The organism is Acidovorax sp. GW101-11A03 (assembly GCF_059424825.1).
This window is the reverse complement of sequence record NZ_JBWKZU010000023.1, coordinates 59,576-75,182: the sequence shown is the minus strand read 5'-3', so window position 1 is coordinate 75,182 and position 15,607 is coordinate 59,576. Positions and strand designations below refer to the sequence as shown.

General features: G+C 65.8%; 13 protein-coding genes. All 13 read right to left on the bottom strand.

Annotation, left to right across the window (positions count from 1 at the left end; translation table 11 throughout):
- Positions 1-14: 14 nt before the first annotated feature.
- The 13 genes from AC07Z7_RS11890 to AC07Z7_RS11830 all read right to left on the bottom strand — a co-directional run bounded on the left by AC07Z7_RS11890 (position 15) and on the right by AC07Z7_RS11830 (position 15,570).
- On the bottom strand, positions 15-944 hold the full coding sequence (locus AC07Z7_RS11890; protein WP_494766352.1) for an SDR family oxidoreductase: 930 nt from the start codon (positions 942-944) through the stop codon (positions 15-17).
- Positions 945-972: 28 nt separating this feature from the next.
- The gene (locus AC07Z7_RS11885; protein WP_494766351.1) at positions 973-1,710 is read right to left on the bottom strand and encodes a TetR/AcrR family transcriptional regulator; all 738 of its coding nucleotides are present in this window, start codon (positions 1,708-1,710) and stop codon (positions 973-975) included.
- A gap of 1,186 nt (positions 1,711-2,896) precedes the next feature.
- A complete protein-coding gene (locus AC07Z7_RS11880) occupies positions 2,897-3,673 on the bottom strand; it encodes an enoyl-CoA hydratase (RefSeq protein ID WP_494766350.1) in 777 nt (258 codons plus the stop codon).
- A 75-nt stretch (positions 3,674-3,748) separates the two neighbouring features.
- Positions 3,749-4,606: an acyl-CoA thioesterase gene (locus tag AC07Z7_RS11875; protein WP_494766349.1), complete on the bottom strand. Its 858-nt coding sequence runs from the start codon at positions 4,604-4,606 to the stop codon at positions 3,749-3,751.
- Between the two features lie 27 nt (positions 4,607-4,633).
- Entirely contained in the window at positions 4,634-5,524 is an 891-nt protein-coding gene (locus AC07Z7_RS11870; protein WP_494766348.1) for an alpha/beta hydrolase family protein, read from the bottom strand.
- 276 nt (positions 5,525-5,800) lie between these two features.
- A complete protein-coding gene (locus AC07Z7_RS11865; protein ID WP_494766347.1) occupies positions 5,801-7,000 on the bottom strand; it encodes an acetyl-CoA C-acyltransferase in 1,200 nt (399 codons plus the stop codon).
- A gap of 12 nt (positions 7,001-7,012) precedes the next feature.
- The gene (locus AC07Z7_RS11860) at positions 7,013-7,522 is read right to left on the bottom strand and encodes a DUF4442 domain-containing protein (protein WP_110961703.1); all 510 of its coding nucleotides are present in this window, start codon (positions 7,520-7,522) and stop codon (positions 7,013-7,015) included.
- An 11-nt stretch (positions 7,523-7,533) separates the two neighbouring features.
- Entirely contained in the window at positions 7,534-9,936 is a 2,403-nt protein-coding gene (locus AC07Z7_RS11855) for a 3-hydroxyacyl-CoA dehydrogenase/enoyl-CoA hydratase family protein (protein ID WP_494766346.1), read from the bottom strand.
- Between the two features lie 66 nt (positions 9,937-10,002).
- Positions 10,003-10,440 (bottom strand): DUF2147 domain-containing protein, encoded by a 438-nt coding sequence (locus AC07Z7_RS11850; protein WP_252660324.1) that lies wholly within the window; start codon positions 10,438-10,440, stop codon positions 10,003-10,005.
- A gap of 44 nt (positions 10,441-10,484) precedes the next feature.
- On the bottom strand, positions 10,485-12,281 hold the full coding sequence (locus tag AC07Z7_RS11845) for an acyl-CoA dehydrogenase C-terminal domain-containing protein (RefSeq protein ID WP_094288843.1): 1,797 nt from the start codon (positions 12,279-12,281) through the stop codon (positions 10,485-10,487).
- Positions 12,282-12,286: 5 nt separating this feature from the next.
- Positions 12,287-13,030, bottom strand: a complete 744-nt coding sequence (locus AC07Z7_RS11840; RefSeq protein WP_494766345.1) for a TetR/AcrR family transcriptional regulator — start codon at positions 13,028-13,030, stop codon at positions 12,287-12,289.
- A gap of 181 nt (positions 13,031-13,211) precedes the next feature.
- Entirely contained in the window at positions 13,212-13,886 is a 675-nt protein-coding gene (slmA, locus tag AC07Z7_RS11835; RefSeq protein WP_494766344.1) for a nucleoid occlusion factor SlmA, read from the bottom strand.
- A gap of 232 nt (positions 13,887-14,118) precedes the next feature.
- Complete coding sequence (locus AC07Z7_RS11830) at positions 14,119-15,570, bottom strand: sensor histidine kinase (protein ID WP_252660331.1); 1,452 nt, start codon at positions 15,568-15,570, stop codon at positions 14,119-14,121.
- Between the last annotated feature and the right edge of the window lie 37 nt (positions 15,571-15,607).

Sequence of the window (15,607 nt, the reverse complement as noted above, 5' to 3'; positions counted from 1 at the left end):
GGTGAAGACGGCGGTCATGCGGCCTCGGGCTTGGGGGTATGGGAAGGTGCAAACACCTGCGGCACCTGCGCGCGGTGAAAGCCGTCAAACGGCCGCACGGCCGGGTGTGCTGCGGCGGTGGCACCAGGCGGGCGCTGCGGCCAGCCCATGCGCACCTGGGGCCGCGCGCCGTCCACCCGCAACGTGGTGCCGCTGATGAAGCTGCCTGCCGGGCTGAGCAAGAAGGTGATGGCCGCCGACACCTCGGCCTCGTTGCCAAAGCGGCCAAGCGGCACCGTGCGCGGCATGGCACGCAGCATGTCGCCCGCCTCGGGCGGGTAGTTGTCCATGCCGCTGGAGGCGATGTAACCCGGCGCCACGGCGTTCACGCGCACACCGCTGTGCGCCCATTCCAGCGCAGCGGTTTCGGTGAAGCTGACCATGCCCGCGCGCGCAGCCCCGCTGTGCCCCATGCCCGGCATGGAGCCCCACATGTCGGCCACGATGTTGACTACTGAGCCGCCGTGCTGCGCCATCCACTGCCGATAACACTCACGCGCCATCAGAAAGCCGCCGGTGAGGTTGGTGTGCAGCACGGCCTCCCAGCCCTTGGCGCTGATGGATTCAAGCGGCGACATGAACTGCCCGCCCGCGTTGTTGACCAGCGCATCGATGCGGCCCTGCGCAGCGATGATCTGCTGCACCAGCGCAACCACGCCTTCTTCAGACCGGATGTCGCACACCTGGCACGACACGCGGCCGCCGTCGGCGGTGATTTCTTCGGCGACGGCCAGCAGCTTGTCAGGCTTGCGCCCCACCAGCACCACATGCGCGCCCAGGTGCGCCAGCTCGTGCGCCGTGCACCGGCCAATGCCCGAGCCGCCGCCGGTGACCACCACCACATGGCCCTGGAACAGGCCCGGAGCAAACACAGACTGGTAGGCGTTGCGCGCGGTGGGGGCCATGGTGACTCTGCCTTGATGGGGTTGTTTTTTATGAACGGATGAACAAGGCCAGCGCCTCGTCGGTGAGCGCGTCGAGCGACTTGCCCTTCTTGGGCGAGAACCATTGCACCGCCCAGTTGAGCGCCCCAAAGATGAACAACCGCGCCACACCGGGCTCGGCCTGCAGTGCGCCCTGCTGTGCCAGCGCTTCCAGCACGGGCATCCAGGTGGCCTCGTAGCTGTCCTTGATGCGGGCAATGCCCTTGCGCTGCGCGGGCGTGAGCGAACGCCACTCGTACAGCATCACCGGGATGAAGCTGCTGCGCGGTCCGAGCAGGATCTCGAAGTGGTGGCGAATGAGCGTGTGCAGCTGTTCGCGTGGTGTGGCCTTGGCGGGCAGTGCATCGAGTGCTTGCTGCTGGCTTTGTGTGGCCATGGTCATGCCCTCGCTCATCACGGCGTAGAGCAGCGCGCTTTTGCTTTCGAAGTGGTAGAAGGGCGAGCCACTGTGCATGCCTGCGGCCGCAGCAATGTCGCGCGTGCTAGTGGCGGCGAAGCCCTGGGTGCGGAAGAGCTTGGCCGCGCCGTCCATGAGTTTGCGACGGCGGTTGCCGTCGTCGAGTTCTTCGGCGGTTTTACGGGGGCGGCCGCGCGGGCGGCGGGTAGGGGTTGCCTCTGCAGTGGCTGCATTGGCGTCGGAGGAGGCTACGGCCTTGCTGCGAGTGCGGGCCGGGGGGGTCTTGGGAGATGGGGCGATGGCGCGGGTGCGCGGCACGGGTGAATCCATGCAGGCACGATAGCAAAACTGTTTATTTTTAGCAAGCAAGTGCTTGGTAAAAATAAGCTCTCGGGCTGGGCAATGCTTTTGTCGGCTGAATTCTTGGATGCATTTTGGCCTCTTCCGCCCGTCCATAAAGCGTTGGAAGCTATTGTTTTTATAGTTGCCTGTGTGTCTTTGCAGAGGGCGGAGGCCGGGGTGTGCGCCCGGCGGCGCAGTGGCTTTCTTTTGCTTCGCCAAAAGAAAGTCACCAAAGAAAAGGCGACCCTACACGCTGCGTCCCTTCGCTTCGCTGCGGGCAACCTGCGGTGCTCGTGCGTAGGGTGCGCCGTGGAACTCGCTTTGCGCTGCGCGCGCCGCTCGGACAACCACGGCGAGTCAGAGCACGAAGCACGCGCGCTCCGACGCGCGTGCCGCCCCACGCCCTGCGCTCCTCGGCGCATCGTGAAGGGGACCCGCGAGTCGGACATCCACACGGGCCGTCGCTGCGCTCGGCCCCGCCTGCACAGCGCGAGGCGCTTGCGCCCGCAAGACGAGGCCGAGCGAAGCAAAGGCCCGTGGGGCTGTTCGGCTGTTGGCTGTTCGGCTGTTCACCCCCTGCTGGCTGCGCCTGCGGCGGGGCGGTTGTGGGGTGGCATGCGCGTCAGAGCGCGCGTGCTTCGTGAACTGACTCGCCGCAGTTGTCCGAACGGAGCGCCGCAGGCGCGCAGTGAGTTCTGCGGCGCACCCCGAAACCGCCTCGACGCAGGTTTGCCCCTTCGCACAGCGAAGGGGTCGCAGACTGGGGGTCGCCCTTTCTTTGGTGACTTTCTTTCGGCGACGCGAAAGAAAGTTACTCGCATGCCGGGCGACTCCCGGCCTCCGCACTGAAACCAAGCACACCTCCCAAACCAGCACTCCCTGGCTTCGATAGGCTCAGCTCAAACAGCAGGCGGAAACTCGAAAACTACAAAAAACAATAGCTGCCAGCGCTTGATAGACAGGCGCCAGCAGCCAAAATGACCAAGACCCAAGGACTCAGAGTGCGCCGAAATCCGGTCGGTGCTTTTAGCGAAACCGCCGTCGGCCTGCTCCGCAGTCCGCACCGCTCACGCGGCGACCGGATTTCAGACAGCGCTGAAATCGGGACGGCGCTTTTGCCGAAAGATCATCTAGCCCGCTACGCGGTCTGCACCGCTATCGCGGCGGCCAGATTTCAGCTCTTGCTGAAATCTGGCTTTCTCTTTTCCATAAACGCCGAGAACGCCTCCCGCGCCGCAGGCTCGCGCAGCATGCGCCCAAAGCTCTCACCCTCTTCCGCCATCACCTCCAGCACCTTCGCCTGCTGCCCGCCCTTCATCAACCGCTTGGTTTCGATGAGCGACGACAACGGCTTGGCTGCCAGCTTCTTCGCCTGCGCCTGTGCGACGCCATTGCACTCGGTCGGCGGCACCACGCGGTTGACCAGCCCCACTTCCAACGCGGCTTCGGCCATGAACGGCTCGCCCAACAGCAAGGCTTCCGCAGCGCGGTGGTACCCCAGCATCTGCGGCACGAGCAGGCTCGATGCGGCCTCGGGGCACAGGCCCAGATTGACGAACGGCATGGAGAACGCCGCGTTGTCGCCCGCGTAAACAAGGTCGCAATGGAACAGCATGGTCGTGCCGATGCCCACGGCCGGACCACACACCGAGGCGATCACTGGCTTGGGGAAGGTGGCGATGCCGCGCAGAAAGCGGAACACGGGCGAGTCCTGCGTGGCGGGCGGCTGCTGCAGAAAGTCACCGATGTCGTTGCCTGCGCTGAAGATCGCCACGTCGCCCTGGAACACCACCACGCGCACGCTGGCATCGGCCTTGGCGGCATCGAGCGCATCGGCCATGGCGGCGTACATGTCGCGCGTGATGGAGTTCTTCTTGTCCACACGGTTGAAGGTGATGGTGGTCACGCCCGCTTCGGTGTGGGCAAGAATGTCTTGGGTGGCTTCGGTCATGGTGGTGAAGGCTCCGGGGTCTGATGGATTGGGACAAGAGGAATGCGGCACGGCGCTGAGCAACAGGCCTACGTCCTATTCCTTGTAGTAAACGATCTGGTGACTGGTGGCGAGCATGGTGCCAGCCTCGTTCCAGAGCTGCACAGTCTGGTCGAAGAAGCCGTTGCGGAACTCCTGCCCGCGCGCCTGGCCGAGCAGGAAGCCGGTGCCCGTGGCCTGCAGCTGCTCTGCCGTGGCATGGAAGTACACGGTGATGGACACCGTGCCCGCTGGCACCTGGCGCGCGCGGCGCAGCCACACGCGGGGGAAGAACACATCGGCCAGTGCGGTCAGTGCAACAAAGTCGAGCGGCCGGACTGGTGTGTCGCGCATCCACAGCTGTGTGAGGCTGTGATCGCCGCTGCCATCCCACTGGCGCGGAATGGCGCCGGTGATGGGGCGCATCTCGTAGCGGTTGAGCCACTCCACGCCAAAACCCGGGGGAATGGCAGGCTGCGCTGAGGGCGCAGGGACTTCGGGCATGGGCACATCGCCCACGCTCCAGGTCTCACGGCGCACCGCCGTGACGGCCGTGGCCGTGGTGGTGACCACCTGTGCGCCGTCGGCACCGGCCTGCAGGATCGACAGCGTCCAGTGCTGGGTGGACCGGTTGGTGCGCACGGGCGTCGCCTGCACGGTGAATGCGCCCGAGGTCAGCGCGCCCGCGTAGTTCACGGTGAGCGACAGCGGATCGCCCAGCCGGTCGGGGTGCTGCAGGATGGCCTGCAGCAGCGTGGCGGCGGTGATGCCACCGAACGGGCCCACCATGTTCCAGTAACCGGGGTGGGTCTGCCCTTCGTACTGACCCGTCGCGGCGGACGAGGCCGTCAGTTGTAGCGCTTCGTCCAGCGGGTGGATGGATGAAGACGAAGAAGTGGAAGCAGAGGAGGTCATGCTGCGAGTGTGCCGCGAAACGCCCCCTCAGGCCGTCGTGCCGGAGACTTCGCTGCGGGGCATTCCACCCCCGCCCAGGGCGGCCAGCGCAGCCGCAGCACGCGGCCACAGGCTCTGCTGGAACTGGTCGCGAAAGAACCCGAAATGGCCGATGCGCCGCACCTGCAGATCAGCCGGCGTGATGCTCTCCACCCGGCGCTCGGTGTTGGCGTACAGGTTCACCAGGTTGTGCGTGCCGCGCAAGGTCATCAGTTCGTCATCGGCCATCGACAAGGCGAGCACCGGGAATCGCACCGCACCGTAACTCTGTGCCACCGCTGGCCCTTCGGCGCCGACGCTGTAGGCCGGGTCCAGACACCAGCGCCGCCACTGCAGGATCACCCCCGCAGGCAGGTCGCCCACCTTCTTGAGCGTGCGCCCCGGGAAATACCCGCACAGCCGCGTGGCCAGCGGCACCAGCACCCACCAGAAGTACGGAACGATGCGCTTGAGCTGCGGCGCGTTGTCGCGCCAGTAGCCACTGCCTGCTGCCACGCTGAGCAGGCCCGCCACCTGCTCGGGCTTCTTGAACAAGCCCGGCAACTGCGCGCCCAGGCTGTGGCCCAGCAAGTACAGCGGGAGCGACGGCAGCGCGGCCTTGGCGGCTGTGATCACCGCCTCGTAGTCCTGTGCCCAGTCGAACAGATCCGCCTTCACATCGCGCATCGCGCCCTGCAGCGAATCGCCATGGCCTCGGTAATCAAAGGTGGTGACCCGAAACCCCTGCTGCGCCATCCACAGCGCAAAAGCCTCGTAATACGACTGCCGCACCCCCATCGCGCCACCGATCACGACGCTGGCGCGCGGCGCGCCCTCGGGTTCGTAGACACGCAGCGCCAAAGACACTGCCCCGTTGACCTGCAAAGTTTGCTTGTTCATGTCTGTCTCCTTGGTTCGAAACCGATCTGCGCCGGCTTGAAAAGAAAACTATCGCTGAGGGGGCAGAACCCTGGCTTCGACAAGCTCAGCCCGAACGGTTTGGGTGAGAGCAATCAAGTGTTGCCCCGCCCATTCCCCTGCCTCACACCCCACCCTCCAGGGCGTAGCGAGCGGCTTTCAGGCTAGGCGGACGGAGCGCAGCAACCGGAACGTACTTGCGGTACGTGAGGATTGCGAGCACCGCCCAACGACGCCTGAAAGACGCGCAGTAGCCAATCACAGAGCTTCGATGATGCCGGCGGCGCCTTGGCCAGTACCTACGCACATCGTGACCATGCCGTACTTCAGCTTGTGCCGACGCAGCGCATGCACCACCGTCGCCGCGCGAATCGCACCGGTCGCCCCCAGCGGGTGCCCCAGAGCAATCGCGCCGCCCATCGGGTTCACGTTCGCAGGATTCAACCCCAGCGTGTTGATCACGGCGAGCGACTGCGCCGCAAACGCTTCGTTCAGCTCATACCAGCCAATGTCGTCGCTCTTGAGCCCCGCATACCGCAGCGCCGCAGGAATTGCCTCGATAGGCCCAATCCCCATGATCTCGGGCGGCACGCCGCGCGCTGCGTAGCTCACAAAACGCGCGAGGGGCGTCAGGCCGAACTGCTTCACGGCCTTTTCGCTGGCCACGATCAGCGCGCCCGCGCCGTCGCTGGTCTGCGAGCTGTTGCCCGCCGTGACGCTGCCGCGCGCCGCGAACACGGGCTTGAGCTTGGCCAGGCCTTCCAGGGACGTGTCGGGGCGCGGGCCTTCGTCCAGGCTCACGGTGCGGCGCTTTTCCACCACTTCGCCGGTGGCGAGGTTGGGCGAGCGCTCCACGATCTCGATGGGGGTGATTTCGTCGCTGAACTCACCAGCCTTTTGCGCCTTGATGGCGCGCAGGTGGGATTCAAGCGCGAACGCGTCTTGTGCTTCGCGGCTCACCTTCCACTGCTGGGCGACCTTTTCGGCGGTCAGGCCCATGCCGTAGGCGATGCCTACGTTCTCGTCCTTGGCAAAGATCTCGGCGTTGAACGAGGGCTTGTTGCCGCCCATGGGCACCAGGCTCATGGATTCGGCGCCGCCGGCGATCAGCACGTCAGCCTCGCCCACGCGGATGCGGTCGGCGGCCATCTGTAGGGCGGTGATGCCGGATGCGCAGAAGCGGTTCACGGTCACGCCGCCCACGGGGTGGTCGAACGCCAAGCCCACGGCGATGCGGGCCATGTTCATGCCCTGCTCACCTTCGGGGAACGAGCAGCCAATGATGGCGTCTTCAATCGCCTTGGGGTCCAACGTGGGCACCTGCAGCATGGCGCTCTTGATGGCGGCGACCAGCAGGTCGTCGGGGCGGGTGTTCTTGAAATAACCGCGGCCCGAGCGCCCGATGGGCGTGCGCGTGGCGGCGACGATGTAGGCGTCCTGGACTTGTTTTTGAGCCATGGTGAAACTCCTTCAATTCTTGGGGGGGCGGCTGGAAGGAACCCAGGCCCACGTAAATACACATTCGACCGGCTCCACGCCGGCTTCGTCGGTCACGGTGACTTTCACCTGCACCTCGCCCTTGTCGCTGGCCAACATGGCGGCGCGCTGCTCGGCGGTGAGCGTGGCCACGGCCTTGAGGCCGCCCGTGGCGCGCTTCTTGAACGCCATGCTCAGCTCCTTGGCCAGCGGCAGGCAGTCGTCGCGCACGTTCATGCCCACGACCATGCCGGTGGCCGTTTCGGCCAGCAGGTTCATGGCCGAGGCGTGCACGCCACCGATGTGGTTTTGCACGCGGCGCTCGTTGGCAAGGTGCACCTCGACACGCTCGGGCGTGAGCGACACGAACCGCACCCCGGCCGTGCCGGTGAAGGGCACGGCCCGGCGCAGGATGATGTTCTGCACGAAGCCGCGCATGAAGGCGGGCGCCTCGTCCAGGCGCATCAGCGAGCGCTGGAGTTTGTTGGGGGCTTGGCTCGTCATGGTGATGCCGATCAGTTGCGGACAGGCTTGCCCGTGGAGAGCATTCCGAGAATGCGCTCATGCGTCTTGGGCTGGGCGATCAGGTGGCAGAACACCTTGCGCTCCAGCGTGAGCAGGTATTCCTCGCTCACCATCGAGCCCGTATCCACATCGCCACCACAGACCACCTCGGCGATCATGGCGCCGATCTTGAAGTCGTAGGCACTGATGAAGCCGCCGTCGCGCATGTTCACCAGCTGGGCCTTGATGGTGGCCAGGCCGCTGCGGCCCGCCACGGGGAACAGGCGTTTGTGCGGTGCACGCCAGCCGCTCGCGGCCATGGACTTGGCTTCGTTGATGGCGACGAACAGCAGCTCGTCCTTGTGGGGCACGATCACGTCGCTGTCCAGCAGGAAGCCCAGCTTGCGCGATTCGATGGCGCTGGTACCCACCTTGGCCATGGCCGCGGCGGTGAAGCCTTCGGTCAGGAAGGGCAGGATGTCCTTGCTCGTCGAGGCGGCCATATTCTCGGCCGCGCGGCGGGCGATGTAGGTCAGGCCGCCCGCGCCAGGCACCAGGCCCACGCCCACTTCGACCAGGCCGATGTAGCTTTCCATGTGCGCCACACGCTTGGCCGAATACACGGCCAGTTCGCAGCCACCGCCCAGCGCCATGCCATGGATGGCAGCCACCACCGGCACCTGGGCGTAGCGAATGCGCATCATCAGGTTCTGCAGCTCCTGCTCAATGCTTTCCACCGCGTCGGCGCCGCCGACCATGAAGGCGGGCATCGTGGCTTCCAAGTCCGCACCCACGCTGAAAGGCGCGTCGCCGGACCAGATCACCATGCCCTGGTACTCAGACTCGGCCAGTTCCAGCGCTTCCATCAGCGCTTCCATCACCTCGGGGCTGATGGCATGCATCTTGTTCTTGATGCTGGCGATGAGTACTTGGCCGTCCAGCGTCCACGTGCGCAGGGCTTTCGATTCAGCAATGGTGGTGCCAGCGGTGCGCCAGTCGGGCAGGCTGGTTTCGCCCAGCAGGGCCTCGGGGAAGATCTGACGCTCGTACACGGGCAGTTGGCGGCGGGGCACAAACTTGTTCTGCGATGCACTCCACGAACCTTGCGCTGTGTGCACGCCACCGGCGTCGGCCACGGGGCCCTTGAAGACCCACTCTGGCAGCGGTGCCTTGCACAGCGCTTTGCCAGCGTCGATGTCTTCCTGGATCATCTTCGCCACTTCAAGCCAGCCGGCTTCCTGCCACAGCTCGAAGGGGCCCTGCTTCATGCCGAAGCCCCAGCGCATGGCCTGGTCCACGTCGCGGGCGTTGTCGGCGATGGTGCCCAGGTGCACGGCAGCGTAATGGAAGCTGTTGCGCAAGATGGCCCACAGGAACTGGCCGGGCGCGCCTTCGGCGTTGCGCAGCAGGCGCAGGCGTTCAGCGGCGGGCTTCTTGAGCATGCGCGCATACACCTCGTCGGCCTTCTGGCCTGCGGGCACGTACTCTTCGCTTTCCAGCTCGAAGCGCATCACGTCGCGGCCGACCTTCTTGAAGAAACCGGCCTTGGTCTTCTGGCCCAGATTGCCCAGCTCCAGCAGCTTCTTCAGCACGGCGGGCGTGCCAAAGCTTTCGTAGAACGGATCGGTCTCCAGACTCAGGTTGTCCTGCAGCGTCTTGATGACGTGGGCCATGGTGTCCAGGCCCACCACGTCGGCGGTGCGGAAGGTGCCGCTCGATGCACGGCCGAGCTTCTTGCCTGTGAGGTCGTCCACCACGTCGTAGGTCAGGCCAAAGTTCTCGACCTCTTTCATCGTGGCCAGCATGCCGGCGATGCCGACGCGGTTGGCCACGAAGTTGGGCGTGTCGTGCGCGCGCACCACGCCCTTGCCCAGGCCGCTGGTGACAAAGGCTTCGAGCTGGTCCAGCACTTCAGGCTGGGTGGTGGGCGTGTTGATCAGCTCCACCAGCGTCATGTAGCGCGGGGGGTTGAAGAAGTGGATGCCGCAGAAACGAGGCTTGATGCTCTCGGGCAGTACTTCGGACAGCTTGGTGATCGACAGGCCCGAGGTGTTGGACGCCAGGATGGCATGCTTGGCCACATGGGGCGCGATCTTGGTGTACAGGTCGAGCTTCCAGTCCATGCGCTCGGCAATGGCCTCGATCACGAGATCGCATTCCTTGAGCAGGTGCATGTGCTCTTCGTAGTTGGCCTGCTGGATCAGCGCCGCATCGTCGGCCACGCCCAGGGGCGAGGGCTTGAGCTTCTTGAGGCCTTCGACAGCCTTGGTGACGATGCCGTTCTTGGGGCCTTCCTTGGCAGGCAGGTCGAACAGCACCACGGGCACCTTCACGTTGACGAGGTGGGCGGCGATCTGCGCGCCCATCACGCCTGCGCCGAGCACGGCGACTTTCTTCACTTGGAATCGGGACATGGGTTGGGTTCCTGGTTGGGGCGTTGCGCAACACCGCATGGCGCGCGCAAGGCCACGGGAATGGGTTTACTGGATGCGGATCCAGGTTTGCGTGCGGCCAAACGGGCCGATGGAGCCCCGCACTTCGAGCTTCTTGCCGCCTTCGACGGGGGTCATGCGCAGGGTGTAGTTGCGGCCGTTCTCGGGGTCGAGAATCTTGCCGCCCTCCCACACCTCCTTGCCGTCGGCCTTCTTGGCGCCACGGATGATCTCCAGGCCCAGGATGGGCTTGCCCTTGCGGTCATCCGAGCATTCGTCGCAGACCTCGTCGGGCTTGGCATCTTTGGACAGGCGCTTTTCCAGCGCACCGTTCAACACGCCGCCGCCGATGTCGCGGATGCGGATTTCGGCCTTGGCCTCGCCGGTCTTGTCGTCGATGTTGCGCCACAAGCCTTCGGGCGTCGCCTGCGCCCAGACGGGCGCCGCAGACGCTACAAAAACAATAGCTGCTACCGCTTTATACATAGGCGCTCCGTGCCAAAAAAGCTTGAAATCCGCAGATCTACCGATCAGGCCAGGGCCAGATCGGTATCCATCAGCACCTTGCTGCCAGCACGGGCCGTGCGCATCAGCGTGACGGTTTCGGGGAACAGCTTGGCGAAGTAGAAGCGAGCCGTCTGCAGCTTGGCGCCGTAGAACGGGTCGGTGTTGCCAGCGGCGATCTCGCGCAGGGCCACCTGGGCCATGCGGGCGAACAGATAGCCGAACACCAGGTGACCGGCCACGCGCAGGTAGTCCACGGCAGCGGCGCCCACTTCGTCGGGGTTCTGCATGCCCTTGAAGCCGATCTCGGTGGTGAACTTGGTCATCTGGTCGCCCAGCATGGCCACGGGGTTGATGAACTCGGCCATCTTCTCGTTCACGCCTTCTTCTTCCACCAGCTTGCCGATCAGCTTGCCCAGCTTCTTGAGCGTGGCGCCGTTGTTGCCCAGGATCTTGCGGCCCAGCAGGTCCAGCGACTGCACGGTGTTCGTGCCTTCGTAGATCATGTTGATGCGGTTGTCGCGCACGTACTGCTCCATGCCCCATTCCTTGATGAAGCCGTGGCCGCCGAAGACCTGCATGCAGGCGTTGGTGGAGATGTGGCCGTTGTCGGTGATGAAGGCCTTCACGATGGGGGTGAGCAGCGCCACCATCTCTTCGGATTCGGCACGCACCTTTTCATCGGGGTGGCTGTGCACCTTGTCCAGCAGCAGCGTGCAGAAGATCTGCAGCGCGCGGCCGCCTTCGGCGTATGCCTTGGCGGTGAGCAGCATCTTGCGCACGTCGGGGTGCACGATGATGGGGTCGGCGTCCTTGTCCTTGGCCTTGACGCCCGAGAGGCTGCGCATCTGGATGCGGTCCTTGGCGTAAGCCAGCGCATTTTGGTACGCCACTTCGGTCAGGCCCAGCGACTGGTTGCCCACGCCCAGGCGGGCGGCGTTCATCATGACGAACATGGCAGCCAGGCCCTTGTTGGGCTGGCCCACCATGGTGCCGATGGCGCCGTCGATGGCGATCTGCGCGGTGGCGTTGCCGTGGATGCCCATCTTGTGCTCCAGGCCCGTGCAGAAGATGGGGTTGCGCTCGCCCAGCGAACCGTCGGCCTTGATGTTGAACTTGGGCACCACAAACAGGCTGATGCCCTTGCTGCCCTTGGGCGCGTCGGGGAGGCGGGCCAGCACCAGGTGCACGATGTTGGCGGCCATGTCATGTTCACCCGCGCTGATGAAGATCTTGTTGCCGGTGATCTTGTAGGTGCCGTCGGCCTGGGGTTCGGCCTTGGTGCGCAGCAGGCCCAGGTCGGTGCCGCAGTGGGGTTCGGTCAGGCACATGGTGCCGGTCCACTCGCCGCTGGTCAGCTTGGGCAGGTAGATCTTTTTTTGCTCTTCGGTGCCGTGGGCGTGCAGGGCTTCGTATGCGCCGTGCGACAGGCCGGGGTACATGGTCCAGGCCTGGTTGGCCGAGTTCATCATCTCGTACAGGCACTGGTTCAGCACAAAAGGCAGGCCCTGGCCGCCGTAGGCAGGGTCGCACGACAGTGCCGCCCAGCCACCTTCGACGTACTTGGCATAGGCGTCCTTGAAGCCCGTGGGGGTCTTCACTTCGTGGGTGGCCTTGTTGAGCACGCAGCCTTCGGTGTCGCCGCTGATGTTCAGCGGGAAGGTCACTTCGGCAGTGAACTTGCCGGCTTCTTCGAGCACGGCGTTGATGGTGTCCACATCCACCTCGGCGTGGGGCGGCATGGCCTTGAATTCATCGCTGACCTTGAGCACTTCGTGCATGACGAATTGCATGTCGCGCAGGGGCGGCGTGTACATAGGCATGGGGTTTACTCCTTGGAGGTGGTGGTTTGGTTGGAAACTTTGCGGCGCTTGGCAGCAGCAGCGGGTGCTGCTTCTGCGCTGGCGCCTGGTTGTGTGGCGCTGTAGCGCGCCAGGATGTTGTGAAAGCCCTGCACCGCCCGGGCCATGGAGCCCGGGGTCTGCAGGAACCGCGCTTCGTAGTGCAGCGCGAGGATGAGGCCGTGGATCTCGAACAGCATCTGCTCGGCATTGGTGTCTGCGCGCAGCTCTTCCAACACCTTGCACTGCTCGATGGCACGGCGCATGGCAGCGTGCCAGGTCAGCACCGAGCTGGCCAGCGCATCGCGCACGGGGCCGGTGCGGTCATCAAATTCGACCGCGCCGCTGATGTAGATGCAGCCCGAGTCGATTTCGATGGAGGTGCGCTTCATCCAGTTGCCGAACAGGGCCGACAAACGCGCCACGCCGCGCGGGGCGGACATGGCGGGGTAGAACACTTCCTGCTCGAAGCGGGTGTGGTATTCGCGGATGACGGAGATCTGCAGTTCTTCGCGCGAGCCAAAATGGGCAAACACGCCCGACTTGCTCATGCCCGTGACATCGGCCAACGCGCCAATCGACAGGCCTTCCAGCCCGATGTGCGTGGCCAGGCCCAGCGCCGCCTCGACGATGGCCGCCTTGGTTTGCTGGCCCTTTTGCAGGGCGCGGCCCGTGCTGCTGCGCGCGCGCGGGCTGCGGCTGGCCTGGCTGGATTCGGAGGTGGCGGGCATGCTGGCAAATAAAAACGAACGTTCGTTCTATTCTGCAGCAATTTCAGGGCATGGCCAAAACCCCTGGAAAAAATAGGGAGGGCCACCCAAACGCGCGTTGCGGCGGTACCACCGCGCGGCAGGCCACCCTGCCCTGCCCCCCTGCCTCAGCCCGCAGCGGCGGGCGTGGGCAAAAAGTGCTCTACAAGATCAGCGCCAGGCTGGCATCCAGGTGTTCCGACGGCAGGCGCTTGAACCCCGAGCGCGCATAGCGCTGCAGCCGCCCCAGCGCAAACGCCGTGAGCACGCTGGCCGCCACCTGCGCATCCACCGTAGGCGTGGCCGATGCCGCCGTGGCCGGGCGCAGGCACTGGCGCAGCGTGGATTCGATGCGGTCAAAAAACTGGTTCATGCGCTGCTGCAGGCGCTCGTGCTCAAATACCAGGGCGTCGCCCACCATCACCCGCACCATGCCGGGGTTGCGCTCGCCAAACTGCAGCAGCAGCGCCACGATGCGCGCCGCCTGCCGGGCGCCCACCTCGGCCGACTGCGCCGCGTCGGGCACCCCGCCCACGGTATCGCGGCCGGTGATCTGCGCCACCAGGGTGAACACGGTCTGCTCGATGAAGTCGATCAGGCCCTCGAACATCTGCGCCTTGCTCGCGAAATGGCGATACAGCGCCGCCTCGCTCACCGACAGGCGCGCGGCCAGTGCGGCGGTGGTGATGCGCTCGGCACCCGGCTGCTCCAGCATGGCCGCCAGCGCCTGCAGGATCTGCACGCGGCGCTCGCCCGGCTTGGGCCGCTTGCGTGCGACGGGGGCATCCCCTGCGTCGTCGGTGGACGCGGGCTCGGGCTGGGGCGAGAGTTCGGACATGCGGGACAGGGGCTCCGGTAAGGCCTGGCGCCCACCACCTGCCAGCAAGGCATGCGCAGGGGCGACGGGGCAGGAAGAATCGTCACGGCTGGTGCAGTCACTGGCAATGGAAGGCAGGCCACCAGCGCCAGGGGAGCACTGTCGCCCCACCTGTTTGCACAAGTCAATCGTGTATGGAAATGATTCTCGCACAGCCCTCCGGGGCCCGGCGGCCCCGGCTTGCCAGGGCGGGCTACAGGGGGAACACGACCGTCACCAACAGCCCGCGTCCCTGCGGGCCAGCGCCCAGCGTGAGCGCTGCCCTGTGCACGCGCGCGATCTCGTCCGCAATCGCCAGCCCCAGGCCCGTGCCCTCGCCGCCCGCACCCGGCACGCGGTAGAAGCGCTGCAGCACCCGGGTGCGCTCGGCCTCGGGCACGCCGGGGCCGTCGTCCTCCACCTCGACATAGGCACGCGGCGGGCCGCTGCGGCCTTGGCGCAGTCCGCAGCGGATGGTGACGACGCCACCCGGCGGCGTGTACTTGATGGCGTTGTCCACCAGGTTGGACAGCAGCTCGCGCAGCAGCCAGCCGTGGCCGGTGACATGCACAAGCTGCACGTCCAGCCCCAGGTCCAACCCCTTGCCGGTGGCCGCGTCCAGAAAGTTCTCCAGCAGGGATTCGCACAGGTCCTTCAGGTCCACCCGCTGTGGCGGCTGGGCATCGAGGCTGCGTGCATCGGCACGGGACAGTGCCAGCAGCTGGTGCGCCAGCTGCGAGGTGCGGCGCGTAGCGTTGCGCAGCTTCTCGATCTGATCAACTCCTAAAACAATAGCACCTTGTGCCCTGTCCTCGCGCGCAAACGGCATTTTCCGATCGAAATCCGGAAACGAAACCTGCGGTGGGGCCGCCGCCTTGGCCATCATGGCCCAGGCTTCGACCTGCGCCTGCAGCCCCGCCAGCGGCGTGCGCAACTGGTGGGCCGCATCAGCCACAAACCGGCGCTGCCCTTCGGCCTGGGCATTGACCAGGGCAAACAGGCGGTTGAGCGAATGCACCAGCGGACGCACCTCGTCGGGCGAGGCGGCCTCGTCGATGGGGCTCAGGTCGCGCGGCGAGCGGCGCTCCACCGCCTCGGCCAGACCCACCAGGGGCTTGAACGCCTGTCGCACCGCCCAGTGGATCGCAAAACCCGCCGCCAGCAGCAGCACCAGGTTGGGCAACAGCACCCTGAGCAGCAGTTGCTGGGCCCATTTCTGGCGCGGGTCGGAGCCATCGGCCAATGCCACCACCAGCTCGCCCGCGCCCGTGCGGCCGCGCTGCACGGCCACCCGGTAGGTCACGCCGCCAAACTCCACGCTGTGGAACTCAGGGGCCTGCGTGGTGGGCACCGCCCCATGCACCCAGGCGTCGCCCAGCAGCAGCCGCCCTGAGGTGTCGCGCACGCTGTAAGCAGAAAACCCGACGTTCTGGCGCAGGAACTCCTCGATTGGCGGCGCGAGCAGCAGCAAGGGCGAAGCGTTGTCACGGATGGGCGGCGCCAGCACCGAATCGGCCAGCGCGGGCAGCAGGCGCACCAGGCGCTGGTCGTGCTGGACGGCGGCCTCGTCGGCCGAGCGGTAGTCCAGCCAGACACCCACCAGCGCCAGTGCACACAGCGGCAGCACCAGCATCAGCAGCAGGCGGGTCCGCAGGTCGGACGTCATGGCGCGCAAACCGGGCCGCTTGGGGGAAGGGTTCCGA

What these genes read in the sequence shown, in the direction of transcription:
- AC07Z7_RS11890 (WP_494766352.1), bottom strand. Translation starts at nt 944, where the DNA reads ATGGCCCCCACCGCGCGCAACGCCTACCAGTCTGTGTTTGCTCCGGGC.
- AC07Z7_RS11885 (WP_494766351.1), bottom strand. Translation starts at nt 1,710, where the DNA reads ATGGATTCACCCGTGCCGCGCACCCGCGCCATCGCCCCATCTCCCAAG.
- AC07Z7_RS11880 (WP_494766350.1), bottom strand. Translation starts at nt 3,673, where the DNA reads ATGACCGAAGCCACCCAAGACATTCTTGCCCACACCGAAGCGGGCGTG.
- AC07Z7_RS11875 (WP_494766349.1), bottom strand. Translation starts at nt 4,606, where the DNA reads ATGACCTCCTCTGCTTCCACTTCTTCGTCTTCATCCATCCACCCGCTG.
- AC07Z7_RS11870 (WP_494766348.1), bottom strand. Translation starts at nt 5,524, where the DNA reads ATGAACAAGCAAACTTTGCAGGTCAACGGGGCAGTGTCTTTGGCGCTG.
- AC07Z7_RS11865 (WP_494766347.1), bottom strand. Translation starts at nt 7,000, where the DNA reads ATGGCTCAAAAACAAGTCCAGGACGCCTACATCGTCGCCGCCACGCGC.
- AC07Z7_RS11860 (WP_110961703.1), bottom strand. Translation starts at nt 7,522, where the DNA reads ATGACGAGCCAAGCCCCCAACAAACTCCAGCGCTCGCTGATGCGCCTG.
- AC07Z7_RS11855 (WP_494766346.1), bottom strand. Translation starts at nt 9,936, where the DNA reads ATGTCCCGATTCCAAGTGAAGAAAGTCGCCGTGCTCGGCGCAGGCGTG.
- AC07Z7_RS11850 (WP_252660324.1), bottom strand. Translation starts at nt 10,440, where the DNA reads ATGTATAAAGCGGTAGCAGCTATTGTTTTTGTAGCGTCTGCGGCGCCC.
- AC07Z7_RS11845 (WP_094288843.1), bottom strand. Translation starts at nt 12,281, where the DNA reads ATGCCTATGTACACGCCGCCCCTGCGCGACATGCAATTCGTCATGCAC.
- AC07Z7_RS11840 (WP_494766345.1), bottom strand. Translation starts at nt 13,030, where the DNA reads ATGCCCGCCACCTCCGAATCCAGCCAGGCCAGCCGCAGCCCGCGCGCG.
- slmA (WP_494766344.1), bottom strand. Translation starts at nt 13,886, where the DNA reads ATGTCCGAACTCTCGCCCCAGCCCGAGCCCGCGTCCACCGACGACGCA.
- AC07Z7_RS11830 (WP_252660331.1), bottom strand. Translation starts at nt 15,570, where the DNA reads ATGACGTCCGACCTGCGGACCCGCCTGCTGCTGATGCTGGTGCTGCCG.